Source organism: Pseudonocardia sp. P1, from assembly GCF_000178675.2.
Classification (GTDB): domain Bacteria; phylum Actinomycetota; class Actinomycetes; order Mycobacteriales; family Pseudonocardiaceae; genus Pseudonocardia.
In genome coordinates, this window is sequence record NZ_ADUJ02000001.1 from 584,642 (window position 1) to 608,734 (window position 24,093).

The following is a 24,093-nucleotide window of genomic DNA, read 5'->3' on the forward strand; positions in this document are numbered from 1 at the left end:
CGGCCACCCCGATCGGGGGAATCGAACGGGTCAATCGCCCAACGCGGCGTACATGCGGGCGATCCGGTCCTTCCGTTCGGCGCGCAACCCCAGCGCGGTCTCCAGATCGACCTCGACGAACCGGGTCCGGGTCCGGGGGGCCGACTGGGCGACGACGTCCAGGTCACCGGAGATCACCGTCGCGACCATCATGTACCCGCCGCCGGAGACGGCGTCGCGGTGCAGGACGATCGGCTCCACGCCGCCCGGCACCTGGATCGAGCCGATCGGGTAGGGCGAGTCGACGATGTTCGACGGGTCCTGCCCCGCCCCGAACGGCGGCTCGCGGTCGACGGTCTCCAGCTGCCCGCCGGCGTAGCGGAACCCCATCCGGTCGGCGACCGGCGTCAGCGTCCAGGTCGTGTCGAGGAACGTGGCCCGGCCGGTGTCGGTCAGCCGGTGGTCGTAGAGGCCCATCACGACCCGTACCTCGACGTCCTTCGCCATGACCGGGCGCAGCGCGGCCGGCAGCACGCGCCCGGGGCGGCCCGTCCCGCCGTCGCCGACCGGGAGCACGTCGCCCTCGGCGACCGGGCGGCCGTCCACGCCGCCGAGCGAGCCGATCACGTAGGTGGCGCGGCTGCCGAGGTCGACCCGGGTGTCGAGCCCGCCGGACACCGCCAGGTAGGCACGCGCCCCGGCCTTGAGGTAGTCGAAGTCGAGCACGTCGCCCTCGGCGACGGCGAACGACTCCCACTGCGGGCGCGCCTCGCCGTTCACCCGTGGTGCGATCTCCGCGCCGGTCACCGCGACGACGGCGGGGCCGGTGAACCGCAGCTCCGGGCCCATGTAGACGATCTCGAGCACCGCGGCGTCCGGCGTGTTGCCGACCAGCGCGTTCGCCACCTCGGGCGAGTACATGTCCAGTGCACCGGACGGCGGGATGCCCAGGTGGTAGTACCCCGATCGTCCGCGGTCCTGGACCGTCGTGGACAGACCGGGCTTGCGGACCTCGATCGCCGTCATGCGAGGACCTCCAGGAGGCGCTTGTTGTAGCCGTCCGGGTCGTCCAGGAACGGCTGCAGGTCGAACTCGACGGGCCGGACGGTGATCCGGTACTCCCCCGCCTCGGCCCGCGCCTGCGCGTCGTCGTACTCGTCGCGGTCGATGGGCCGGAACTTGACCATGTCGCCGGGCCGCATGAACACCGTGTGCTCGGTGAAGTCCGGCTTGGTCTGCCGCGGGTCGTAGATCGGCGCCGGGGTGATGCCGAACATCTGGTAGCCGCCGGCGCCGCGCACCGAGTAGATGCAGGAGAAGCAGCCGCCGTAGCCGACGGTCTGCTTCGGGGTGTCGGTGCGCGGGCGCAGGTACTTGGGCACCACGATCTGCCGTTCCCGCGGCACCATCTGGTACTTGAAGGGCAGTCCGGCGACGAACCCGACCATCGAGGTGAACCAGGGCGACCCGGAGTGCGCGCCGATGAACTCGTCGACACCGGCGAAGCCGTTGATCCGGGCCGCGTACTCGATGTCGGTGGCGTCCGGGTCCTGGTGACGGTCGCGGAACCGCATCAGCGTCTCGGTGGTCCACGGGTCCTGGTAGAGCACCGGGATCTCGACGACCCGGCAGTCCAGGGTCACGCCGAGCGCGTCGCCGACGCGGTCCTCCAGCTCCTTCAGGTGGGCCAGGAAGGCGTGCGGTTCCAGCACGTCGGGGTCGTAGCGGACCTGGTACGACGCGTTGGCCGGGCAGATCTCGAGGATCCCGTCCGGTCGCTCGTCGCGGAGCAGGTTGGTGATGGCGACGGTCTTGAAGTTCGCCTGCAGGCTCATCTCCTCGGCCAGCTCGACGAACACGAACTCGTCGCCGCCCCAGCTGTAGCGGGCGCTCATGCCTTGTCCCCTCTCAACCAGTGCTCGAGCGTTGCGGTGTGGAAGTCGGCGGACGCCATCCACGGCTCGTCGACCAGCGACCGCAGGAGCCCCGCGGTCGTGGGGATGCCGTCGACGGAGAACTCCTCCAGCGCCCGGCGCGACCGCGCGAGCGCCTCGGCCCGGTCACCGCCCCAGACCACGACCTTCGCCAGCAGCGAGTCGTAGTACGGCGGGACGGTCGCGTCGGGTTCGAGCCAGGTGTCGCAGCGGACCCACGGCCCCGACGGCAGGGTGATCCGGCCGACCGGTCCGGGCTGGGGCAGGAAGTCCCGCTCCGGGTCCTCGGCGCAGATCCGGAACTCGACGGCGTGCCCGCGCCGCTCGATGCCGTCCTGTCCGGGGCGCAGCGGCTCCCCTGCCGCGATCCGCAGCTGCTCGGCGACCAGGTCGATGCCGGTGACGAGCTCGGTCGTCGGGTGCTCGACCTGGATGCGGGTGTTCATCTCGATGAAGAAGAACTCCTGCGTGGCGTCGTCGACGAGGAACTCGACGGTGCCGGCGGAGGTGTAGCCGACCTCCCGGCAGAGCGCCACCGCCGCGGCGGTCATGCGGTCCCGGACGGCGTCGGTGATCCCCGGGGAGACCGCCTCCTCGACGACCTTCTGCCTGCGCCGCTGCAGCGAGCACTCCCGCTCGAACAGGTGCACCGCGGACGAGCCGTCACCGAGGACCTGCACCTCCACGTGCCGGGCCTTCTCGACGTACCGCTCCAGGTACATGGTCCCGTCGCCGAACGCCTTCAGCGCCTCGGTGGACGCCTGCCCGAAGGCCGCCCGGAGCCCGTCCTCGTCGTCCACGACCCGGATGCCGCGCCCACCGCCGCCGGCCGCGGCCTTGAGCATCACCGGGTAGCCGACGTCGCGGGCGGCCGCCGCGGCGGCGTCCACGCCGTCGACGCCGCCGGGGGTGCCCGGCACGGTCGGCACACCGGCGGCGCGGGCGACCTCCCGGGCGGCGACCTTGTCGCCCATCCGCTCGATCGTCGCCGCCGACGGCCCCACGAACGTCAGCCCGGCGCCGGCGACGGCCGCGGCGAACGACGCCCGCTCGGACAGGAAGCCGTAGCCCGGGTGCACGGCGTCGGCACCGGTCTCCGCCGCGGCCGCCAGGACCGCGTCGGCGACCAGGTACGACTTCGACGCCGGCGACGGCCCGATCTCGACGGCGGCGTCCGCGAGCCGGGTGTGCAGCGCGCCGGCGTCGGCCTTCGAGTGCACGGCGACGGTCCGGATCCCCAGGTCGCGGGCGGCCCGGACGATCCGGACGGCGATCTCGCCGCGGTTGGCGACGAGCAGCTTCTCCACGGTGCCGTCCCTCAGCCGATCTCGATGACCGCCACCGGCTGGCCGGCGTCCACCTCGTCCTCGTCGCCGACGAGGAACTCGACGAGCGTGCCGGACGCCCCCGCCGCGATCTGGTGGAACGACTTCATGACCTCGACCAGGCCGACCGGCGAGTCGCCGGACACGGCGCTGCCGTCCTCGGCGAACGGCGGGCTGTCCGGGTCCGGCCGCCGGTAGAAGACGCCGGGGATCGGCGAGACGACCTCGTGACGGGACATGTGCGGCTCCTCAGCTCAGGTGGGGCGTCAGCGCGGTGTGGACGGCACGGGCCAGCTCGACCGCGTTCGGGGTGTCGGAGTGCACGCAGACGCAGTCGGCGCGCACCGGGATCTCGCGACCGTTCTCGGAGGTCGCGACGCCGTCGGTGACCGCGCGCAGCGCGCCCGCCGCGGACGTCTCCGGGTCGAAGGCCTGGTGCTCGCGGGTGATGATCAGCGAGCCGTCGTCGCGGTAGTCCAGGTCGGCGTAGTACTCCGAGATGAACCCGGCGGGGCGGTCGCCCCAGACCTTCTCGTGCACCGAGCCCGCCATGCCCATCAGCGGCGCGCCGAACACGTCGGCCGCGTCGGCGACGGCGGCCGCGACCTCCTCGTCGCGCGACGCCATGCCGTAGAGCGAGCCGTGCGCCTTGACGTGATGGAGCTCCATGCCCTCGGCGCGCAGGAATCCCGTCAGCGCCCCGATCTGGTAGACGACGGCCGCGGTCAGCTCGTCGCGGTCGAGCTTCATCTCGCGCCGGCCGAAGCCCTCCCGGTCCGGGAGCGACGGGTGCGCGCCCACCCGGACGCCGTGCCGCTTGGCGAGCTTCACCGTCCGGGTCATGACGCGGGGGTCCGACGCGTGGAACCCGCAGGCCACGTTGGCGACGGTCACGTAGGGCATGAGCCCCTCGTCGTCGCCGCAGTGGTAGATCGAGTACGACTCGCCCATGTCGCAGTTGATGGCCACCATGAGGTGCCTCCTCTCCCCTGGGGTCAGGCAGTCTTCCGCGCCGCGGCCGTGATCGCCCGCCAGACGGCCTGCGGGGTCGCCGGCATGTCGACGTGGGTGACGCCGAGGTGTGCGACCGCGTCGATCACCGCGTTGACCACCGCAGGGGACGAGCCGATCGCACCGGACTCGCCGATCCCCTTGACCCCCATCGGGTTCGTCGGCGACGGGGTGACGGTCTGGGTCAGCTCGAAGTTCGGCAGGTCCGACGCCGACGGCACCGTGTAGGACGCGAGGTTGCCCGCGGTCGGGTTCCCGGCATCGTCGAACGTGGCGTGCTCGTAGAGGGCCTGGCCGATGCCCTGCGCGATGCCGCCGTGCAGCTGGCCCTCGACGATCGTCGGGTTCACGACGACACCGCAGTCGTCGACGGCGACGTAGCGGCGGATCCGGGTGAACCCGGTCTCGGTGTCGACCTCGGTGACGCAGACGTGCGTGCCGAACGGCCAGGTGAAGTTCGGCGGGTCGAACGCCGAGTCGGCGGTCAGGTTGGGCTCCATGCCCTCGGGCAGGTCCGCCGCGAGCGACGCCGCCCCGGCGACCTCCTGGATGGTCACCGACGGCCCGCCGGTACCCGCCACCCGGAACTGCCCGCCGCTGAACTCCAGGTCGGACTCGTCGGCCTCGAGCAGGTGCGCGGCGATCAGCATCGCCTTGTCCAGCACCTTCCCGGCCGCGAGGTGGACGGCGGTGCCGCCGACGGCGAGGCTGCGCGAGCCGTAGGTGTCCCGGCCGAACGGGGCGACGAGCGTGTCGCCGTGCAGGACCTCGACGTCGTCGGGGTGTACGCCGAGCCGGTCGGCGACGATCTGCGACCAGGCCGTCTCGTGCCCCTGGCCGTGCGGCGACGTGCCGGTGACGACCTCGACCTTGCCGCTCGTCGTCATCCGGACGGTGGCCTGCTCCCAGCCGCCGGACTGCAGCCGGACCCCGGCCGCGACCTTCGACGGGGAGAGCCCGCCGGACTCGGTGAAGTTGCCGAACCCGATGCCGAGCTGCACCGGGTCGCCGGATGCGCGGCGCTCCTCCTGCTCGGCCCGCAGCGCGTCGTACCCGACCAGGTCCATGGCGGTGCGCATGCAGGTCTCGTAGTCGCCGGAGTCGTACTGGACGCCGGAGGGGACCGTACGCGGCTCGTCGAACTTCGGGTGCAGGTTGCGCAGCCGCACCTCGGCGGGGTCCATCCCCAGCTCGCGGGCCAGGTCGTCCATGATCCGCTCGTGGCCGTACGCGGCCTCGGAGCGGCCGGCGCCGCGGTAGGCGTCGGTCGGGGTGAGGTTGGTGAACACGCCCTTCGCGGTGAAGGAGTAGCTGCCGAAGTCGTAGAGCCCGCAGAAGGTGAAGGCGCCGAACACGGCGATGCCCGGGGTGAGCAGCTGCAGGTAGGCGCCCATGTCGGCGAGCAGCTCCACCCGCATCGCGAGGATCTTCCCGTCGCGGGTGGCGGCCACCGAGACGTCCTGGATCTGGCCGCGGCCGTGCGTCGTGGCCTGGTGGTGCTCGGAGCGCGTCTCGGTCCACTTGACCGGGGTGCCCAGCTTCCGGGCCAGGACCAGGGCGAGGAACTCCTCGGCGTAGACGTTGAGCTTCGCCCCGAACCCGCCGCCGACGTCCGGTGCGACGACCCGGATCTTCGTGTCGGCGATGCCGGTGCACGCGGCCAGGATGTCCCGGACGAAGTGCGGCACCTGGGTGGCGGTGTAGACGGTGAACCCGCCACCGACCGCGTCCGGGACGCAGACGACGGCGCGCGGCTCCATCGGCGAGGGCACCACCCGCTGCTGCAGGTACCGCCCCGACACGACGACGTCGGCGCCGGCGAACGCGGCGTCCACGTCCCCGGTGGCCAGCGGCCAGGTGTAGCAGTGGTTGGTGCCGAGCTCGGCGTGCACGAGCGGGGCGTCGTCGGCCAGCGCGTCGGCCATGTCGACGACCGCGGGCAGCTCGGTGTACTCGACGTCGACCAGGTCGGCCCCGTCCCGCGCGGCGGCGGCGCTGGTGGCGAGCACGACCGCGACGCCGTCGCCGACGTGGTGGACCACCCCGGCGGCCAGCGGGCGGTGGTCGGGGACCTTGATGTCCTCGGTGACCGGCCAGCCGCACGGGATGCCGGCGAGGAACTCGCCGTCGACGTCGTCGGCGGTCAGGACGGCCCGGACACCCGGGTGCTGCCGCGCGGCGCCGGTGTCGATGCTCGTGATCCGGGCGTGCGGCAGCGGGCTGCGGACGAACGCCATGTGCAGGGTCCCCGGCGGGACGATGTCGTCGGTCCAGGTCGCCCGGCCGGTCAGCAGGGCCGGGTCCTCCTTGCGCGGGAGGCTCGTCCCGACGTACCGGGGCGCGGTGGTGGTCACGCTGGGCTTCCCTTCGCCGACGTCCTGCGTGTGGCACAGCGTGATCCACGACACCCGGACGCGGTAGTGTCCCGATCGTCCAGTTCGAGGGTCACCACACTCCGATCTGTCAGGGGGAGCCGTGCCGGTCTCGTTGCGTGAGCTCTGCGCGGACCGCAGCCTCGGACTGCGCTCCGCGTGTCCCTCCGCGGATCTGGAACGACGCATCACCTGGGTGCATTCGAGCGAACTGTCCGATCCGACGCCGTACCTCGACGGCGGCGAGCTGCTGCTCACCACCGGGCTCGGCCCGGCGGCCGACCCCGACGGCTACGTCGCCCGGCTCGCCGCGCACGGGCTCGCCGGCCTCGGGTTCGGCACCGGTCTCGGCCACGACGACCTGCTGCCCGCCGTCACCGTGGCGTGCGCCCGGGCCGGGCTCCCGCTGGTGGAGGTCCCCGAGCGCACCCCGTTCCTGGCGCTGAGCCGGGCCGTGTCCGAGGCCCGGGCCGCCGAGCGCTACGCCGAGGTCGTCCGCACCGACGAGGCCCAGCGCGCGCTCACCGCCGCCGCGCTCGGCGACGACCGCGAGTCGGGTCCCGGGCGGGTGCTCGACCGGCTCGCCGAGCGCCTCGACGCGTGGTCGCTGATCTCCGACGCCGACGAGCGCGTCCGGTACGCGGCACCGCGCCCGTCCTCGCGGCGGGCCGCCGCGCTGGCGGGCGAGATCGCCCGGGTCCGCGAGCACGCGGGCCCCTCCAGCGTCACGGTCGCCGCCGGGGGCGGGCAGGTCGTGCTCCAGCCGGTGCGGATGGTCGGGCCCTCGGTCCTCGTCGTGGGCCGGGACCGCCAGTTCTCCCCGGTCGACCGGCAGGTCATCGGCTCCGCGGTGTCGGTGCTGACCCTCGCGCACGCCCGCAGCGCCGCCGCGGGACGGGCCGAGCACCGGGTGCGCACCGCGGTGCTCCGGGCACTGGCCGTGCTGCCCGGCTCCGGTGCCGAGCAGGTCCTGGCCGACACCTGGGGGCCGCTCCCCGACGGCGACCTGGTGGCCGTCGCGCTGGGCGGACGGCCGGCGACGGGCCGGTTCGACGTGCTGCTCGACACCCTGGAGCGGGCGTCGGCCGGTTTCCACGCGGAGCTCGACGGCCGGGTGGCGGTGATCGTCGGCGCGGACGCCGTGCCGCCGCTGCTCACCGTGGCCTCCCGGGGCCGCGACGTCCGGGCCGGCATCTCCGACCCCGCCCCGGTGACCGGCCTGGCCCGGGCCCTGCGCGAGGCGGGGCGCGCGCTCGACGCCGCCGAGCGCCTGGACCGCCGCACCGTCCGCTTCGCCGATCTCGCCGCCCGCGGGCTGTCGGCACTGGTGCTGCCGGAGGACGCGGAGGCGTTCGCCGAGTCGGTGCTGGCCCCGCTGGTACGCCACGACGCCGAGCGCCGCGGCGACCTCGTCGGCTCGCTGCGCGAGTGGCTCGCCCACCACGGGCAGTGGGACCCGGCCGCGACCCGGCTCGGGGTGCACCGGCACACGCTGCGCGCCCGGATCGAGAAGGCGGGTGCGCTGCTGGACCGGGACCTCGACTCCCCCGGCGTGCGGGCCGAGCTGTGGTTCGCGCTGCACGCCGGCCGGTGATGTTCTTGACCTGAAGTCAGCTCCAGCTTCTAGCGTCGCGGCGGATCGGGTGGGGAGGCCACCCGACGACGTGAGGAGCACCGCCATGACCGGCACGGACACACCCAGCCGCACACCGATCCGCACACCGATCCGCATCGCCGTGATCGTCGGCAGCGTCCGCGCCGGGCGGTTCGGACCGACCGCGGCCCGCTGGTTCGCCGGCGAGATCGACGACCGCGACGACGTCACGGTCGACGTCGTCGACCTGCTCGGCGCGGACCTCTCCCCCGCACTCGACCGGGCCCCGGCCGGCCCGCTGCGCGCGCGGCTGGCCGCGGCCGACGCGTTCGTCGTCGTCACCCCGGAGTACAACCACTCCTACCCGGCCGGGCTGAAGACGGCGATCGACTCGTTCCACGCCGAGTGGGCCACGAAACCGGTCGGGTTCGTCAGCTACGGCGGGCTCTCCGGCGGCATCCGCGCGGTCGAGCACCTGCGCCCGGTGTTCGTCGAACTGCACGGCGCCCCGGTACGGGACGCGGTCAGCCTGCACTCCTTCCCGGAGCTCTTCGGCGCCGACGGCCGTCCCGCCGACGGCGGTGCCGCCGCGGCCGCCGCCGGGGTGCTCACCGACCAGCTCGTGTGGTGGGGACGGGCCCTGCGCGACGCCCGTGCCACCTACGGGACCGTCGCATGAGCGCCCCGGCCCGCCGGGGCGCCGTCACCGCACTCGGGCTGGCGATGCTCGCGGTGACCTCGGAGATCACGATCGCCGCGGTCGCGCTGCCGGGCGTCGGCGCCGACATGGGCGTCGGACCGGGCGCGACGGCCTGGGTGATGCTGGCCTACACGGTGCCGATGGCGGCACTGGGCATCCCGGCCGGGCGGTGGGGCGACCGCGCCGACCCGCGGCCGGTGTTCCTGCTGGCCCAGCTCGGGATCCTGCTCGGCACGGCGCTGACCGTGCTGGCGCCGACGTTCGCGGTGCTCGTCGTCGCCCGGGTGGTGCAGGGCGTCGCCGCGGCCCTGGTGGTCGCGGTCTACATGCCGATCGTGACGGCGTCGGTCCCGCCGGAACGCCGGGGCCGGGCGATCGGCTTCATCATCATGATCATGACGGTGGGCACGATGGCCGGTGCCCCGGCCGGCGGCCTCGTCGCCGACGCACTGGGCTGGCGTGCGGTGTTCCTGGTGAAGGTGCCCGCGGTGCTGGCCGCGGTCGTCGCCGGGATCCTGTTCCTGGACCGGCGGCGGGTGCGCGGCGTGCCCGCGCCGGCACGGTCGCTGCTCGCCGAGGCGGTGCTGCTCGGCGGTGCGGTGACCGCCGTACTGCTCGCGCTCGACGGGAGCGGCCCCGGCTGGCGGTCGCCGGTGGCCGCCGTGGCCGCGGTCGTCCTGTTCGCCGGATGGCTGCGCCTGCCCGCGGCGGGCGCGGTGCGGGACCTGGTCCGCCGCCCGTCGTTCGGGCCGACCCTCGCCGCCCTGTTCGCGGTGTCGACGACGGCGGGGCTGGTGTCGTTCCTGGTGCCGTGGTTCGTCGCCGACGTGCTGGGCGGGACGGCCGCGTCCGGCGGCTCCGCGCTGCTGGTGTTCGTCGCCGCCGTGGCGGTGACCTCGCCGGTGGCGGGCCGGCTCACCGACCGGTTCGGGCCCCTGCGGGTCACCGTCGCCGGGGGTGCGCTGAGCGTGCTCGCGCTCGCGGCGCTGCTGCCGCTCGGCGCCGGGACGGGCTGGGCCGCGCTGGCCGGGGGGATGGCGCTCCTCGGCGTCGCCGGCGGGGTGTTCAACCCGGCGGTCAACGCCGCGGTGCTGGCCGCGGCGCCACCCGGCACCGAGGGCGCGACCGGCGGGATCGCGATGACCGCGCGGACCGTCGGCAGCGCCGTCGGGCCCGCGGTGGCGGCGCTCGGGTGGACCCTGACCGGCGGTGGGTCGGCGGGCTGGCGGCTCGGCGTCGCGGTCCTGCTGGTCGCGGCGGCGGCCGGGACCCTCGCCGTGCTGCGGCCCGCGCTGCGCACCCCGGTCCCGGCGACGTGAGCACGGCCGTCAGCGGGCGACGACCGACTCCACGGTGACCTGGGGCCGGTGGGGCTCGCCGGAGCAGACGCGGCCGGCCCGGGGCACGAACGTCCCCCCGCTGCCGCCGGGCGGGTGCACCCGGAGCCCGCGGGCCTCGGCGGGCACGCACACCGCGGCCGGGTAGCGGTCGGTGTCGCGGACCCGCAGCGCGGAGGTGGCGGCCCGGCCGGGCTCGAGCCGGACCTCGGCGCGCGGCCCCTCGACGGAGGCCCGCGGGCCGACGGGGGTGCCCTCGTTCCCGGCCACGAACGACACGCCCGGGTAGCCGCGCAGCACGCAGGGCGCGGAGCCGGTGTTGCGGAACACGATCTCGGAGAGGGTGCCGCCGTCGTCGGTGCGGGGCGGGGTGGCCGAGACGTCGAGACCGTCGCCGGTGCAGGGCCGCACCGGCCCGGTCGCCGGTGGCTCCGTCGGAACCGTCGTGGGGGGCTCCTCCGTGGCCGGCGCGGCGGCGGGCGTGGACCGGGCCGGGGACACCGGGGGTGCGGCAGCAGGCGCACCGCACGCGCCCAGGAGCACGAGCAGGCCGGCGAGCACCCCGCTCACCTGCAGTCGCGCCGTGCGCCGCCCACCCACGGCGTGATTGTGACCTGCGTGTCACCCGGTCGGACGTCCGGGGTCCGGACGGTGCGCCCTGGGTAGGGTCGTGTGCATCGCCATCGATCTCCCGCTCCCCCTCCCCGGCCGGTGACCGCACCGGAGCTCGCCCTGCTGTTCGTGGCCGGGTTCGCCGCCGGCCTGAGCGGTGCCGTGGCCGGTCTGGCCTCGCTGTTCTCCTACCCGGCGCTGCTCGCGGTCGGCCTGCCCGCGACGACCGCCAACGTCACCAACACGGTGTGCCTGCTCTTCCAGGGTGCGGGGGCGGTGGCCGGCTCGCGGCCCGAGCTGCGCGGCGCGGGCCCGCAGGTCCGCCGGTGGGTGCTCCCGGCCCTGCTCGGTGGCGCCACCGGTGCCGCCCTGCTGCTGGCGACCCCGGAGGGCGGGTTCGAACGGATCGTGCCGTTCCTCGTCGCCGGCGCCGCGGTCCTGCTCCTCGTGCCCCCGCGGCCGGACTCCACCCGGACCCCCGGGCGAGGCGTCACGGTCGGCGTGTTCGCGGTCGCGGTGTACGGCGGCTACTTCGGCGCCGCCGCCGGCGTGCTGATGCTGGCGCTGCTGGCGTCGCTGCCGGGGGCGACGCTGCTGCGCGCCAACGCCCTGAAGAACGTGCTGACCTGGGCGGCGAACGCGGTGGCGGCCGTCGGGTTCGCGTTGTTCGGGGACGTCGCGTGGGCCGCGGTGCCGGCGCTCGCGCTCGGCCTCGTCGCCGGCGGCAGGATCGGCCCCGCCGTCGCCCGGCGGCTCCCGGCACGGCTGATGCGGATCGGGATCGCCGTCGCGGGGCTCGGTCTCGCCGGGACGCTCTTCGCCGACGCCTGGCTCTGACGGGTCGCCGGTCAGGCGCGGACGCCCCGCTGCCCGACGGCCCCGCGGAGACCGACGCAGCCGACGCACCCGACACAGTCCACGCAGTCCACACAGGCGACGCAGGCCACGCACCGCGTGCAGTTCACGCAGGCCAGGGTCGCCACGCACCGCCGGAGCCCGACCCCGAGCAGGGTGAGGACGCTCGCCACGATCCCGGCGCTCCCGCCGGTCCCGGCGCTGCCGGCCACCGCGACGCTCCCGGCCGTGGCCACGCTGCCCGCCACCGCGACGCTGCCGGCGGTCGCCGCGCTCCCGGCCACGGCGACGCTGCCCGCGGTGGCTGCGCTCCGGACGACGCCGACGCTGCCGGCGGTCGCGACGCTGCCCGCCACCGCGACGCTCCCCCCGGTGTCGACGCTGCCCGCGACGGCGACGCTGCCGGAGGTCCCGACGCTGCCGGCGGAGGCGACCGCACCGGAGTGCTGCTCGCTCCCGGTGTCCTGCCCGTCCCGGCCCTGCCCGTCGTCCCCCGTCATGACGGGAATGGTGCCCGAGCGCGCCCGGCCGGTCGAGACACCACCGGGCCCGGCCCGCCGGGTCACTGCCGGTCGAACACCGCCGTGACGGGCCCGTCGGCGCGGTAGCCCTGGCGCTGCAGCCAGCCGTCCAGCTTCGCCTGCACCGCCCGCAGCTCGGGACGCCGCTGCGGCTCGGTGCGCAACGCCTGCTTGAGCAGCGACAGGTGCGCCGTCCGCGACGGCAGGTGGGTCAGCTTCCCCCCGGCCGCGGCGGCACGGAGCCCGGCGACGGCGTCGCTCGACTCGCCCCGCGGGGGTGCCCCGCTCAGCGCGAAGGAGACCGCGGCGGCCAGCTGCCAGCCGTCCGACGCCGGGGACGCGGGCTTGCCCGCCGCCGTCTCCGGGGCGAGGTAGTCGGGGGTGCCGAGCACGTAGCCGGTCTGGGTCAGCGTCGAGTCGCCCTGCTTGCGGGCGATCCCGAAGTCGATCAGGTGCGGGTGACCGTGCGGGTCGACGACGATGTTGCCGGGCTTGAGGTCGCGGTGCAGCACCCCGGACCGGTGCGCGGTGTCCAGCGCGCCCGCCACCCCGGTCCAGATCCGGGCCGCGGAGACGTCGTCGACCGTGCCCCGCTCGGCCACCAGCTGTCCGAGCGACATGCCGTCGACGTACTGCATCACGATCACGAGGCCGTCCATGCCCTGGAGGCCGGGGTCCGACGACGCGTGCAGCAGGTCGTAGATCTCCACGCAGCACGGGTGCCGCATCGACCCGAGCGCGGCGGCCTCCCGGCGGATCCGCTCCTCGGTCTCGGGGTCGGCGGCGTGCGCGGACTTCACGGCGACCGTGTGGCCGAGCTTCGCGTCGTGGGCCAGCCAGACGCCACCGAACCCCCCGGCACCGAGGCGCTTCATCAGCCGGAACCGCGGGGCGCGGCCGGGGCCTCCCGGCACCGGCGCCACGAGCGTCGGGCGCCGCGGCGGCCCCGGCGGCGGGAACGGCCCGCCCGACGGCGCCTGCGGCCGCATCGGCCCCGCGGCCGGGTGCGCGGCGGGCCCGGTAGGCGGGCGCCCCGGCCCGCCGGGGGCGTACGCACCGGGCGGCGGCGCACCCGGGGGCCCCGCGTACCCGGACGGCGGCCGGGAACCGGCCGGGGCGGGCAGCGACCCGAACCCGGCGTAGGGCGCCGCCTGCGGCAACGACGACGGCGCTCCGGGCGCGGCCGCGGCGGACCGGCCGGAGAAGTCGACGGGGTGCTCCGGCTCGCGCTGGGCGAACCGGCCGGCGAGCCGTTCGGCGACGCTCGGGGTGGCGCTCACCCCGCTGCCCCGTGGCTCCCCGGGGCCGCGCCCCGCCCGCGACGAGCCGGCGGCCGTGGCCCCGCCTCGCGACGAGCCCGTCGGGGCGGCGGGGACGGCCCGTGCGGCGGGCGCCGCGTCGCGGCCGGCCCGGACCCGCTCGATCCTGGCCCGCGACGGCGCCGGGAACATCGGTACGACCAGCACCCCGGCGAGACTCCCGCCGAGGATGCCGACCCACAGGTGCTCGGCCGTCCCGGCGGGGACCGTCGCGGTCAGCACGACCAGCGCGAACAGCGGGAGCCAGAAGAACTTGGCGGGCCAGCGCGGCCCGCGGCGCAGCGCCGTGCGGGCCTGCACCGCGACGAGCACGACGGCGAGCAGCGGCACCAGGCCGAGCAGCACGATCGCGGTCACCGAGGTGACGACGTCGCCGCCGCCGATCGACCCCGCGACGCTGCCCCGGCCGAGGTAGCTGCTCTGGGTGCCGACGAGGTCGCAGGTGGTGACCCGGATGGAGTCGGTGACCTGGGCGGACAGCCCGGGCACCGCGGGGACCCCCTGGGTCGCCTGTGCGAACACCCCGCCCGCGCCGACGAAGACGGCCAGCGGCAGCAGGCCGGCGGCGAGGACGCCGATCCCGCCGATCAGCACGGACTCGGCGCCGCTGTACCCCGACGACGACCCGGACCCGATCCGGCGGCGCAGCACGGCGACGGTCGCGGCGCCGGCGGTCGGGAGCAGCCCGGTCAGGACACCGAGTGCGGTGACCGACCACGCCCAGTCACCGGGGCAGGTGTCCGGGATCCCGAGGCCCCGGATGCCGCTCAGCAGCCCGGCGACGAGTGCCACCAGCGCGTCCACGCCCGCAACCCCCCTCGTCCGCCGATCCGCCGGCCCGGCCGGGCCGGCCGGGCTCCCCCACTATGGCATCACCCGGGTGGCGGGCCGTGGCGCGCATCGGGTCCCGCCGCCGTCGTCGCCGGGCGGGTGGACCGGGGCGGGATCAGCGCAGGAACAGGTCCAGGTCGGTGTTGAACCGGTCCAGCAGCCCGGCGAGCCCGTCCCGGTCGGCCTGCGGCCAGTGCGCGATGACCTCCCGCAGCGGCGCCAGCCGGGCCGCGCGGACCTCCTCGCGGGCGGCCTCCCCGGCCGGGGTCAGTGCGACGCTCACCGAACGCGGGTCGCGCTCGTGCGGGGACACGTCGACCAGCCCGGCCCGGGACAGCCGGGAGACCTGGCGGCTCGCGGTGGGCTTGCTGACACCGAGCTTGCCGGTGAGGGCGGTCAGCGAGAGGGCACCCTCGTCGTCGAGCAGCATGAGGACGGGGTACGTGTAGCGGTCGACGGCGTCGTTCGCGCCGTAGCCGTGCGCCCACACGGACTCCATGGTGCGACGCACCAGCAGGGTGATCTGCTTCTCCAGGGACTCCAGCGACGCCTCGGCGGCACCCGTGCTCGCCGGGCGCAGCGCGCCCTCCAGGTCGTCGCGTTCGGCCGTGGCGACCCCGCCGCCGGCCACGTCACCGTCAATCGGGCCAATCGGACTTTCGGTCATGTTTCGCATGGTACACACGTTGCGGACCGCAACATTCGGCATCGCAATCACGTAAGCCGATCGAAAGGTTGGCGGCCCCGGGCACCGGCACGCTGCGCCGTCCGGGTGTGACGGGGACCGCTCCACGACGTCGTCGCAGGTCATTGCACCGGGGAACGGACACCACGGGATCTTCCGTGTTACGCCGGTGTTGCGCGCCGCAATGATTAGCGTTGCAATCGATGTGTTGGATCTTGTTCCGGTTTCATCAGAAGTGAGGAGCGCGCCCGTGTGCGGAATCTGCGGCTGGATCGACTACCGGCACGACCTGGGTGCGGACGAGCACGTCCGCACCCTCGCCGCCATGAACGACACGATGGCCTGCCGCGGACCGGACCAGCAGGGCGTCTGGGCGCAGGGGCCGGCCGCGCTCTGTCACCGGCGCCTCGCCGTCATCGACATCGAGGGCGGCCGCCAGCCGATGAGCCTCGACGAGGGTGACGCCCCCGGGCTGCACATCGTCTACTCCGGCGAGACCTACAACTTCCGGGAGCTGCGCGAGGAGCTCGCCGCCGCCGGGCACCGGTTCCGCACGTCCAGCGACACCGAGGTCGTGCTCCGCGCCCACCGCGAGTGGGGACGGCGGGACCCGTCCGCCGTCGCGCGCCGGCTGAACGGGATGTTCGCCTACGCGCTCTGGGACTCCGGCACCCAGGAGCTCGTGCTGGTCCGCGACCGGCTCGGCATCAAGCCGCTCTACTACTACCCCACCCCGCACGGGGTGCTGTTCGGCTCCGAGCCGAAGGCGATCCTGGCCAACGCCGAGGCCGACCGGACCGTCGACGCCGACGGCCTGCGCCGCGCGCTGGCGTTCGTCTCCGACCCGTCGAACGCCGTGTTCCGCGGCATGCGGGAGGTGCCGCCCGGCTGCGTCGTCCGGATCGGCCGTGACGGGTACAGGGAGGAGCGCTACTGGCAGCTCACCGACACCGGTCACACCGACGACGTCGACACCACCGTCGGGAACGTCCGGGAGCTGCTCGAGGACACCGCGCTGCGCCAGCTCTACGCCGACGTCCCGCTGTGCACGCTGCTCTCCGGCGGACTCGACTCGTCGGCGCTGACCGCGCTGGCCGCGAAGCACGTCGACGGCACCGTCCGCTCGTTCGCCGTCGACTTCGCCGGCTACGCCGAGAACTTCGTCGCCGACGACGCACGCGGCACGCCCGACACGCCCTTCGTGCACGAGGTCGCCGAGTTCGTCGGCACCGACCACCGCGACATCGTCCTGCAGACCGAGGACATGATGGACCCGGCGGTGCGCCGGGCCGCACTGCACGCGCGCGACCTCCCGGCCGGCATCGGCGACATGGACTCCTCGCTGTACCTGCTGTTCTCCGCGATCCGGAAGGAGTCGACGGTCGCGCTCTCCGGGGAGTCCGCCGACGAGGTGTTCGGCGGGTACCGCGACTTCCACGACCCGGAGACCGTCGCCGCCGACACCTTCCCCTGGCTGGCCGGCCGGATGATGAACCAGGACCACCACGATCCCGGCCTGTTCGACCGCAGCCTGTGGAACAAGCTCGACGTGCCCGGCTACGTCGACGACCAGTACCGGACGGCGCTCTCGGAGGTCCCGGAGCTCACCGGGAAGGCGGCGGACGATCCGCACGAGCGCCGGATGCGCGAGATCTGCTACCTCTACCTCACCCGGTGGCTGCCCGTGCTCCTCGACCGCAAGGACCGGATGAGCATGGCGGTCGGGCTCGAGGTGCGGGTGCCGTTCTGCGACCACCGGCTCGTCGAGTACGTGTTCGGCACGCCGTGGTCGCAGAAGACCTTCGACGGCCGCGAGAAGTCGCTGCTGCGGCACGCGACGAAGGACCTGCTGCCCGAGTCCGTCGTGCAGCGGGTGAAGAGCCCCTACCCCTCCACCCAGGACGCCGGGTACGAGAAGTCGCTGCGCGACCAGGTCTCGTCGATCCTGGCCGAGGGTGACGACGCCCCCGTCGCGCCGCTGGTGGACCGTGCGGCGGTGCAGCGGCGGCTGGACTCCGCGGCGACCCACGAGCAGAACTCGATGGGCAGCCGGATGCAGCTGGAGCGCATCATCGACCTGAACACCTGGATCCGCGACTACGACATCGACCTGGCGGTGTAGCCCCGCGCACCTCCGCTGGCCCGCCCCGGGGAGCTCTGGTTCGGTGGAACCGGACCACCGCTCCCTGAGTCGAGCTCCGGAGGAGGGCACCCGTGGGACTCACCCGCACCGACGGCCCGCTGTCGTCGTACGCACCGGCGACGGTGAACTACGCGATCGACGGCCCGCCGCACAAACTGCTGATGCACCCGTTCCCGCGCCGGGTCCGGGCCGAGGTCGCCGGCCGGACCGTGCTCGACACCCGGCGCGGGTACCTGGTGCACGAGTCGAACCTGCTCCCGGTGCTCTACGTGCCCGAGGACGACGTCGACACCTCCGTGCTGGTCCCGAGCGACCACACCACGCACTGCCCGTTCAAGGGCGACGCGACCTACCGCTCGCTGCGGGTCGGCGACACGGTCCGGGAGAACGCGGTCTGGACCTACCCGGAACCGGTCGCCGCGGCCCCGTGGCTGCACGGGCTGGTCGCCCTGTACTGGAGCGCGGCCGACGCCTGGTACGACGAGGACGAGCAGGTCTTCGCCCACCTCACCGACCCCTACACCCGGGTCGACGTGCGTCCCACGCACCGCCACGTCGTCGTCACGCACGTCGCGCCGGACGGCCTGACGACGGTGCTCGCCGAGTCCCACGCGCCGTTCGTGCTGTCCGAGACGGGGCTGCGCAACCGCTGGTACCTGCCGGCCGGGGACGTGACGGTCGAGCTGGCGCCCTCGGAGACCCGCACGCGGTGCCCGTACAAGGGCGAGGCGGCCTACCGCGACGCCCTGCTGCCGCCCGCGACCACGCTGGCCGACGCGTTCTGGGTCTATCCCGACCCGCTGCCCGAGTCGGCCCGGATCGCCGGGCTGCTCAGCGTCACCGACGGCCCCCGTGACGACGGGTCCGAGATCAGGGTGACGGTCGACGGCGAGCCGGCCTGACCCCTACTCCTCGTCGTCGCAGACGATGAGCGCCTCGAGCGCCGGCAGGGCCGCCTCCAGGGCGGCCCGCTGGTCGGCGTCGAGGCGGTCGAGCCGCCGCGCGATGAGGGCGGTGCGCTCGTTGCGGACCTCCCGCAGCTTCGCGCGGCCCTCGTCGCTCACCGAGACGAGCACGCCGCGCGCGTCGCCGGGATCGGGTGCCCGCCGGACCATGCCCTGGTCGTCGAGGGCGGACAGGACCCGCGACATCGTCGGTGCCGTCACGCCCTCCCGGCGGGCGAGCTCGGAGAGCCGCAACGGGCCGTCCTTCTCCACCGTGACCAGTGCGGAGAGCTGCAACGGCGGCAGCGACTCGGTGCCGTCGATACGGATCCGCCGGTTCAGCCGGCCGACGGCCAGCCGCAGCCGGGACGCGACCTCGTCGTCCGGGGTCTCGAACCTGCTGCTCACCGCCGCAGCGCCGGAGTTGCCGGCGCCGGAGTTCCCACCCATCCGGACATGGTGCCAAACAATCCATGAGCAATGGCATCGGCCCCGTCACGTGTCACAGTCGGTGTTCCCGCGAACGGAGGTTCCCCGTGCCCGATCCCGTCGATCTCGCCGGCCGCCTGGTGGCCCTGGACACCCACGGCGGCGGCGAGCGCGCCGCCGCCGACCTGCTCGCCGACCTCCTCGACGACGGCGGTTTCGACGTCCGTCTGCACGAGCCGGAGCCGGGCCGCGCGAACCTCGTCGCCCGCCGCGGCGCGGGCCGCCCGCCGACGACGCTCACCGGGCACCTCGACACCGTCCCCGCCGACCCGGCGGGCTGGTCGTTCGACCCGCACGCCGGCGACGTCGTCGACGGCAGGCTGCGCGGCCGCGGCAGCACCGACATGAAGGCCGGCGTCGCCGCGATCACCGTCGCGGCGCTGCGCAGCGCCCCGGACGTCCCGTTGCAGCTGGTGTTCACCTTCGGCGAGGAGACCGGCTGCGACGGTGCCCGCACGCTCGACGGCCTGGAACCGTCGCCGCTTCTGGTGGTCGCGGAGCCGACGTCGAACCGGGTCCTGCACGGCCACAAGGGCGTGCTGTGGCTGCGCCTGCGGCAGGCCGGGGTGAGCGCCCACGGCTCCCGCCCGGAGCTGGGCGAGAACGCGCTGGTGGCGCTCGGCCGGGTGGCGGCGGCGGTGCACGACCACGGCGCCGGCGCTGGCTGGCCGGTCAGCGACACCCACGGGGCGGTCACCTGCAATCCCGGCGTGCTGCGCGCGGGCAGCCAGCCCAATCTCGTCCCGGACCGGGCGGAGCTGGAGCTCGACCTGCGGCTGGTCCCCGGGTTCGACGCCGGCACCGCCCGCGACGCCGTCGCCGCGCTGGCCCGGGACGCGCTCGCCGCGGCCCCCGTCCGGCCGGGCACCGCGCCGGAGATCGACGTCCTGATCGACCTCCCCGCGGTCGCCACCGACCCGGCCGATCCCCGGGCGGCCGCGGTCGCGGAGCGGCTCGGGCACAGCGGCGCGCCGGAGTTCGCGTCCTACTTCACCGACGCCTCGGTGCTCGCCGGGACGCTGGGCGGGCCCGGCGGCGACTGCGCCGTGCTCGTGTACGGCCCCGGCGACCCGGCACTCGCCCACGTCACCGACGAGACCTGCTCCGCGGCGAACGTCGTCGCCTGCACCGACGCCCTGGTCAGAGCTTGCGCAGCCGGATCCGCTTGACGTCGTGCCCGGCGCCCTTGGTCAGCACGAGGCTGGCCCGCGACCGGGTCGGCAGGATGTTCTGCTCCAGGTTGGGCGCGTTGATCGACGCCCAGATCGTCTCGGCCCGGGCGACCGCGGCGTCGTGGTCGAGCTCGGCGTAGCGCCGGAAGAACGACTGCGGGTCCCGGAAGGCGGTCTCCCGCAGCCGCAGGAACCGTTCCACGTACCAGCGCCGCACGTCGGCGGTGGCGGCGTCGACGTAGACCGAGAAGTCGATGAAGTCCGACACGGTCAGCGCACCCGCCACCGCGGGCTGCAGCACGTTCAGGCCCTCGATGATCAGGATGTCCGGGCTGCGGACGACCAGCTCCTCGTCCGGGACGATGTCGTAGGTCAGGTGCGAGTACACCGGGGCCGTGACCTCGGGCCGGCCCCCCTTGATCTCCGAGACGAACCGGAGCAGCTTGCGCCGGTCGTAGGACTCCGGGAAGCCCTTGCGCTCCATCAGCCCGCGCCGGTCGAGCTCGGCGGTCGGGTAGAGGAACCCGTCGGTGGTGACCAGCTGCACGTTGGGGTGCTCGGGCGAGCGGGCGAGCAGCAGGCGCAGCAGGCGGGCCGTCGTCGACTTGCCGACGGCCACCGACCCCGCGACACCGATGACGAACGGGGTGCGGGCGCCGCCCGCCCCCAGGAACCGGCGGTAGGCCCGGTAGAGCCGGCCGCCCTCCTCGACGTGCAGGTTGAGCAGCCGCGACAGCGGCAGGTAGACCTCGCGGACCTCGTCGAGGTCGACGAAGTCGCCGAAGCTGCGCAGCTGGTCCAGCTCCTCCGCCGACAGCGGCACCCGGGTCGACGACGCCAGCTGGGCCCACGACGCCCGGTCGAAGTCGACGAACGGCGACGCGCTGCCCTTGGCCAGCCCCGACGGCCTGCGGCCCCCGTAGTGTGCGGCGGCCGTCACTGCGTCACCGAGGTCAGCGCGTACTCGACGACCTGGGCGGGACTCGCGAGCACGTGCACGATCCCGTCGGCGACGACGGCCGGGTCCAGCCCGACCGTGGCCAGCCGCTCGGTGTAGCGGTCCCGCAGCGCACCGTCGGGCCACCCGTCGACGATCCCGGTGCGGACGAACCCGGGCGAGACCGTGGTCACCCGCACCCCGCGCGGCGCCAGCTCCGCCCGCAGGCCCTCGGTGACGGCGTGCACCGCGTGCTTGGACGCCGCGTACACCGCCCCGGCAGGGTTCGGCACCCGCCGTCCCGACATCGACGAGACGCAGACGACGGCCGGCTCGGTGCCCCGCTCCAGGTGCTCCGCCGCGGCCCGGGTCACGACGAGCAGCGCGACCACGTTGAGCCCGAACATCCGCCGCCACTGGTCCGGGGTGCTCGGCTCGTCGCCGAGCACCGGGCCGCCGTGGAAGACGCCCGCGGCGTTCACCACGGCGTCGAGACCGCCGAACGCGTCCGCGGCGGTGTGCACGGCCGCGGCCGCCGCGGCGTCGTCGGTGAGGTCGGCGGGCACGGCGACCGCGCCGGGCAGCTCCGCGGCCAGCTCGGCGAGCCGCTCCCCCCGGCGGGCCACCAGCGCGACCCGCGCCCCGCGGGCCGTCAGCGCCCGGGCGGTCGACTCACCGATCCCGGCCGAGGCACCGGTCACGAGGACCCGGCGTGCGGACAGGGGTTCGCGGGCCGGAGGCGGCATCGCCGTGGTCATGGCAGACCAACCTAGACCCCGCACGGGCCCGGCAGACCGTGAGATCACTCGCAGTGCCCGCCGCGCAGGCACCTCCGGACCGTCGTATCGTCGTGCACCGTTTCCCCGTGTCCGCTGCCCGTCGTCGCGTCCAGGAGCACACACCGGTGACCGTCCTGCTCTCCCTGCTGGGCCTCGTCGCGGTGGCCGCCCTGACACTGGGCACCGCGGTCTCGGTCGCCTCGGAGTTCTCCCTCACGGCGCTCGAGCGCAGCCGGATCGACGCCGCCGTCGCCGCGAGCGGTGACCGGCGGACGCGGTCCGTGCAGCGCGCGCACGGGACGCTGTCGTTCCAGCTCTCGGGCTGCCAGCTCGGCATCACCGTCACCACGCTCGCCACCGGCTACATCGCCGAGCCCGCGATCGCCGAGCTCCTCCGCCCGCCGCTGGAGCTGACCGGGCTGCCCACGTCCTGGGCGTCGGGCGTCGCGACGGTCCTCTCGCTGGTCGTCGCGACCGCGCTGTCGATGGTGTTCGGCGAGCTGGTGCCGAAGAACCTCGCGATCGCGAACCCGCTGGGCGTCGCCCGGGCCGTCGTGTGGCTGCAGGCGGGGTTCGCGTGGACCTTCCGCTGGCTGATCACCGGCCTCAACGGGGCCGCGAACGCGATCGTGCGACGGCTGGGCGTCGAGCCGGCCGAGGAGCTGCGCTCGGCCCGCTCCCCCGGTGAGCTGAGCTCCCTGGTGCGGGCCAGTGCCGAGAGCGGCAGCATCGACGCCGGTACCGCGGCGCTGCTGGACCGGTCGCTGCGGTTCACCGACCGGGTCGCCGAGGACCTGATGACGCCGCGGGTGCGGGTGGAGACGATCGACGCGACCGACACGGTGGCCGACCTGATCGCGCTGGCCCGGCGCTCCGGGTTCTCCCGGTTCCCGGTGATCGACGGCGACCCGGACACCCCGCTCGGGCTGGTGCACGTCAAGCAGGCGTTCGGCGTCCCGGCCGGGGAGCGGGCGGGCACCCCGGTCCGCGAGCTGGCGCGCCCGGTGGTGACGGTGCCGTCGTCGCTGGACGGCGACGAGTTGATGACCCGGCTCCGGGCGGCCGGGCTGCAGACCGCCGTCGTCGTCGACGAGTACGGCGGCACGGCGGGCCTGGTGACCATGGAGGACCTGCTCGAGGAGATCGTCGGCGACGTCCGCGACGAGCACGACCGGGACGAGCAGAACCGGGTACGGCGGCTCGGTGACGGCGTGTGGGCACTGTCCGGGCTGATGCGGTCCGACGAGGTGGACGAGGCGACCGGGTTCCGGATGCCGCGCGGTGAGTACGAGACCCTGGCCGGGCTGGTGATGGCCGAGCTGGGCCGGATCCCGGACGTGGGCGACGACCTCGTCGTCGACGGCTGGGGGCTGACGGTGCTGCGCCGGGACCGCAACCGGGTGGCGGAGGTCCGGGTGTCCCGGACCGTGGAGCAGGGGGTGCCCGCATGAGCTCGGGAGACGTGCTGGCCCTGGTCGCGGCGGTCGCGCTGCTCGGCGCGAACGCGTTCTTCGTCGCCGCCGAGTTCGCGCTGATCTCGGCCCGCAAGGACCGCCTGGAGGCGATGGCCGAGAACGGCTCCACCGGGGCCCGCACGGTGCTCGACGCCTCGCACGACCTGTCACGGATGCTCGCCGCCTCCCAGCTGGGCATCACGATCGCCTCGCTGCTGCTGGGGCGCCTCGGCGAGCCCGCCGTGGCGCACCTGATCGACGGCCCGCTGGGCGCCGTCGGCGTCCCGCAGGCGCTGGCGTACCCGATCGCGTTCGTGGTGTCGCTGATGGTGGTCGTCGTCGCGCACATGCTGCTCGGCGAGATGGTGCCGAAGAACATCTCGATCGCCGGGCCGGAGCGCGCGGCGATCATGCTGGTCCCGCCGTTCCTGGTGTGGACCTCGATCGCGCGGCCCTTCATCGACCTGTTCAACCACATGGCGAACGGGACCCTGCGGCTGCTCGGCGTGACCCCGAAGGACGAGCTGGAGACCGCCTTCACCCCCGGCGAGCTGTCCGAGATGATCGACGACTCGCGCCGCGAGGGCCTGCTCGACGACGAGGAGTCGTCCCGGATCGCCCGCACGCTGTCCTCGGCGGAGGCGACCGTCGCCGACGTCGTCGTCGCGGTGGACGACCTGGTGTGCCTGGACAGCTCGCCGACCGTCGACGCGCTCACCGCGGCGGTCGAGCGCACCGGGTTCTCCCGGTTCCCGATCCGCGGTGCCCGCGGCGGGCTGACCGGCTACCTGCACGTCAAGGACGTCCTGGACCTCGCCGACGCGGGCTCGGCCGCGGTGCCGCCGCAGCGCGTCCGCAGCCTGCCGCCGGTGCCGGTCACGGCCCGCCTCGACGAGGCGCTCGCGTCCCTGCGGGCGGCCCGGGCGCACCTGGCGCGGGCCGTGGACGCGCGCGGCGACACCGTCGGCGTCGTGACCATGGAGGACGTGACGGAGGCGTTCGTCGGGACCGTGCGGGACGCGACACACGCCCCCGGCGCACCGGCCTGAGCCGGGCGCGCCCCGGGCCCGTGCCGGTCGCCGCGCGGGACGTACCGTCGC

Annotated in this window: 22 protein-coding genes; 9 read left to right on the plus strand and 13 right to left on the minus strand. The window is 74.8% G+C overall.

Annotation, left to right across the window (positions count from 1 at the left end; all coding sequences use genetic code 11):
- Positions 1-30: 30 nt before the first annotated feature.
- From PP1_RS02285 to PP1_RS02310, 6 genes are read right to left on the minus strand one after another with little or no spacing between them, the layout of a single operon-like run.
- The gene (locus PP1_RS02285) at positions 31-1,005 is read right to left on the minus strand and encodes a biotin-dependent carboxyltransferase family protein (RefSeq protein WP_010235843.1); all 975 of its coding nucleotides are present in this window, start codon (positions 1,003-1,005) and stop codon (positions 31-33) included.
- On the minus strand, positions 1,002-1,874 hold the full coding sequence (locus PP1_RS02290; RefSeq protein ID WP_010235840.1) for a 5-oxoprolinase subunit B family protein: 873 nt from the start codon (positions 1,872-1,874) through the stop codon (positions 1,002-1,004). Before PP1_RS02290 ends, PP1_RS02285 begins: the two co-directional genes overlap by 4 nt.
- Positions 1,871-3,220, minus strand: coding sequence for an acetyl-CoA carboxylase biotin carboxylase subunit (locus PP1_RS02295; RefSeq protein WP_075295291.1), 1,350 nt, complete (start codon positions 3,218-3,220; stop codon positions 1,871-1,873). Before PP1_RS02295 ends, PP1_RS02290 begins: the two co-directional genes overlap by 4 nt.
- A gap of 11 nt (positions 3,221-3,231) precedes the next feature.
- Positions 3,232-3,477, minus strand: a complete 246-nt coding sequence (locus tag PP1_RS02300; RefSeq protein ID WP_010232661.1) for an acetyl-CoA carboxylase — start codon at positions 3,475-3,477, stop codon at positions 3,232-3,234.
- Between the two features lie 10 nt (positions 3,478-3,487).
- Entirely contained in the window at positions 3,488-4,210 is a 723-nt protein-coding gene (gene pxpA / locus PP1_RS02305) for a 5-oxoprolinase subunit PxpA (RefSeq protein ID WP_010232662.1), read from the minus strand.
- Between the two features lie 23 nt (positions 4,211-4,233).
- Positions 4,234-6,603, minus strand: a complete 2,370-nt coding sequence (locus PP1_RS02310) for a xanthine dehydrogenase family protein molybdopterin-binding subunit (protein ID WP_029239663.1) — start codon at positions 6,601-6,603, stop codon at positions 4,234-4,236.
- 121 nt (positions 6,604-6,724) lie between these two features.
- Here PP1_RS02310 and PP1_RS02315 point away from each other — a divergent pair, with 121 nt between their 5' ends.
- The 3 genes from PP1_RS02315 to PP1_RS02325 all read left to right on the plus strand — a co-directional run bounded on the left by PP1_RS02315 (position 6,725) and on the right by PP1_RS02325 (position 10,234).
- Positions 6,725-8,215, plus strand: a complete 1,491-nt coding sequence (locus tag PP1_RS02315; RefSeq protein ID WP_075314217.1) for a PucR family transcriptional regulator — start codon at positions 6,725-6,727, stop codon at positions 8,213-8,215.
- An 85-nt stretch (positions 8,216-8,300) separates the two neighbouring features.
- The gene (locus PP1_RS02320) at positions 8,301-8,894 is read left to right on the plus strand and encodes an NADPH-dependent FMN reductase (RefSeq protein WP_010234137.1); all 594 of its coding nucleotides are present in this window, start codon (positions 8,301-8,303) and stop codon (positions 8,892-8,894) included.
- Positions 8,891-10,234 carry an MFS transporter gene (locus tag PP1_RS02325; RefSeq protein ID WP_075314216.1) on the plus strand — a complete coding sequence of 448 codons (1,344 nt, stop codon included), beginning with the start codon at positions 8,891-8,893 and terminating at the stop codon, positions 10,232-10,234. The genes PP1_RS02320 and PP1_RS02325 overlap by 4 nt, the downstream gene beginning before the upstream one ends.
- Before the next feature lie 9 nt (positions 10,235-10,243).
- Here PP1_RS02325 and PP1_RS02330 read toward each other — a convergent pair whose 3' ends face one another.
- The gene (locus PP1_RS02330) at positions 10,244-10,852 is read right to left on the minus strand and encodes a DUF4232 domain-containing protein (protein WP_139323872.1); all 609 of its coding nucleotides are present in this window, start codon (positions 10,850-10,852) and stop codon (positions 10,244-10,246) included.
- Positions 10,853-10,963: 111 nt separating this feature from the next.
- On the opposite strand from PP1_RS02330, the gene PP1_RS02335 reads away from it, so the two are divergent.
- Positions 10,964-11,701, plus strand: a complete 738-nt coding sequence (locus tag PP1_RS02335) for a sulfite exporter TauE/SafE family protein (RefSeq protein ID WP_010238051.1) — start codon at positions 10,964-10,966, stop codon at positions 11,699-11,701.
- Positions 11,702-11,712: 11 nt separating this feature from the next.
- On the opposite strand, the gene PP1_RS02340 is transcribed toward PP1_RS02335, so the two are convergent.
- The 3 genes from PP1_RS02340 to PP1_RS02350 form a co-directional block, all read right to left on the minus strand.
- Positions 11,713-12,219: a hypothetical protein gene (locus tag PP1_RS02340; protein ID WP_212592106.1), complete on the minus strand. Its 507-nt coding sequence runs from the start codon at positions 12,217-12,219 to the stop codon at positions 11,713-11,715.
- A 62-nt stretch (positions 12,220-12,281) separates the two neighbouring features.
- Entirely contained in the window at positions 12,282-14,363 is a 2,082-nt protein-coding gene (locus tag PP1_RS02345) for a serine/threonine-protein kinase (protein WP_075314214.1), read from the minus strand.
- A 142-nt stretch (positions 14,364-14,505) separates the two neighbouring features.
- Positions 14,506-15,057, minus strand: coding sequence for a MarR family winged helix-turn-helix transcriptional regulator (locus PP1_RS02350; protein WP_168172293.1), 552 nt, complete (start codon positions 15,055-15,057; stop codon positions 14,506-14,508).
- 268 nt (positions 15,058-15,325) lie between these two features.
- Between PP1_RS02350 and asnB the strand changes: the two genes are divergently transcribed.
- Together asnB and PP1_RS02360 are read left to right on the plus strand one after the other, a co-directional pair.
- A complete protein-coding gene (gene asnB, locus PP1_RS02355; protein WP_010240710.1) occupies positions 15,326-17,197 on the plus strand; it encodes an asparagine synthase (glutamine-hydrolyzing) in 1,872 nt (623 codons plus the stop codon).
- Positions 17,198-17,289: 92 nt separating this feature from the next.
- Entirely contained in the window at positions 17,290-18,120 is an 831-nt protein-coding gene (locus PP1_RS02360; protein ID WP_010240709.1) for a DUF427 domain-containing protein, read from the plus strand.
- A gap of 3 nt (positions 18,121-18,123) precedes the next feature.
- On the opposite strand, the gene PP1_RS02365 is transcribed toward PP1_RS02360, so the two are convergent.
- Complete coding sequence (locus PP1_RS02365) at positions 18,124-18,612, minus strand: MarR family winged helix-turn-helix transcriptional regulator (protein WP_010240708.1); 489 nt, start codon at positions 18,610-18,612, stop codon at positions 18,124-18,126.
- Between the two features lie 86 nt (positions 18,613-18,698).
- Between PP1_RS02365 and PP1_RS02370 the strand changes: the two genes are divergently transcribed.
- A complete protein-coding gene (locus PP1_RS02370) occupies positions 18,699-19,820 on the plus strand; it encodes a M20/M25/M40 family metallo-hydrolase (RefSeq protein WP_010240707.1) in 1,122 nt (373 codons plus the stop codon).
- On the opposite strand, the gene coaA is transcribed toward PP1_RS02370, so the two are convergent.
- Positions 19,792-20,763, minus strand: a complete 972-nt coding sequence (coaA, locus tag PP1_RS02375; protein ID WP_010240706.1) for a type I pantothenate kinase — start codon at positions 20,761-20,763, stop codon at positions 19,792-19,794. The two genes, PP1_RS02370 and coaA, sit on opposite strands and share 29 nt — an antisense overlap.
- A complete protein-coding gene (locus tag PP1_RS02380; RefSeq protein ID WP_212592105.1) occupies positions 20,760-21,518 on the minus strand; it encodes an SDR family oxidoreductase in 759 nt (252 codons plus the stop codon). The genes coaA and PP1_RS02380 overlap by 4 nt, the downstream gene beginning before the upstream one ends.
- Positions 21,519-21,664: 146 nt before the next feature.
- Between PP1_RS02380 and PP1_RS02385 the strand changes: the two genes are divergently transcribed.
- Together PP1_RS02385 and PP1_RS02390 are read left to right on the plus strand one after the other, a co-directional pair.
- Entirely contained in the window at positions 21,665-22,990 is a 1,326-nt protein-coding gene (locus PP1_RS02385; RefSeq protein WP_075314213.1) for a hemolysin family protein, read from the plus strand.
- On the plus strand, positions 22,987-24,042 hold the full coding sequence (locus PP1_RS02390; RefSeq protein WP_075314212.1) for a hemolysin family protein: 1,056 nt from the start codon (positions 22,987-22,989) through the stop codon (positions 24,040-24,042). Before PP1_RS02385 ends, PP1_RS02390 begins: the two co-directional genes overlap by 4 nt.
- The last annotated feature ends 51 nt before the right edge of the window (positions 24,043-24,093 follow it).

What these genes read in the sequence shown, in the direction of transcription:
- PP1_RS02285 (WP_010235843.1), bottom strand. Translation starts at nt 1,005, where the DNA reads ATGACGGCGATCGAGGTCCGCAAGCCCGGTCTGTCCACGACGGTCCAG.
- PP1_RS02290 (WP_010235840.1), bottom strand. Translation starts at nt 1,874, where the DNA reads ATGAGCGCCCGCTACAGCTGGGGCGGCGACGAGTTCGTGTTCGTCGAG.
- PP1_RS02300 (WP_010232661.1), bottom strand. Translation starts at nt 3,477, where the DNA reads ATGTCCCGTCACGAGGTCGTCTCGCCGATCCCCGGCGTCTTCTACCGG.
- pxpA (WP_010232662.1), bottom strand. Translation starts at nt 4,210, where the DNA reads ATGGTGGCCATCAACTGCGACATGGGCGAGTCGTACTCGATCTACCAC.
- PP1_RS02320 (WP_010234137.1), top strand. Translation starts at nt 8,301, where the DNA reads ATGACCGGCACGGACACACCCAGCCGCACACCGATCCGCACACCGATC.
- PP1_RS02325 (WP_075314216.1), top strand. Translation starts at nt 8,891, where the DNA reads ATGAGCGCCCCGGCCCGCCGGGGCGCCGTCACCGCACTCGGGCTGGCG.
- PP1_RS02340 (WP_212592106.1), bottom strand. Translation starts at nt 12,219, where the DNA reads ATGACGGGGGACGACGGGCAGGGCCGGGACGGGCAGGACACCGGGAGC.
- PP1_RS02350 (WP_168172293.1), bottom strand. Translation starts at nt 15,057, where the DNA reads ATGACCGAAAGTCCGATTGGCCCGATTGACGGTGACGTGGCCGGCGGC.
- PP1_RS02365 (WP_010240708.1), bottom strand. Translation starts at nt 18,612, where the DNA reads ATGGGTGGGAACTCCGGCGCCGGCAACTCCGGCGCTGCGGCGGTGAGC.
- PP1_RS02380 (WP_212592105.1), bottom strand. Translation starts at nt 21,518, where the DNA reads ATGACCACGGCGATGCCGCCTCCGGCCCGCGAACCCCTGTCCGCACGC.
- PP1_RS02390 (WP_075314212.1), top strand. Translation starts at nt 22,987, where the DNA reads ATGAGCTCGGGAGACGTGCTGGCCCTGGTCGCGGCGGTCGCGCTGCTC.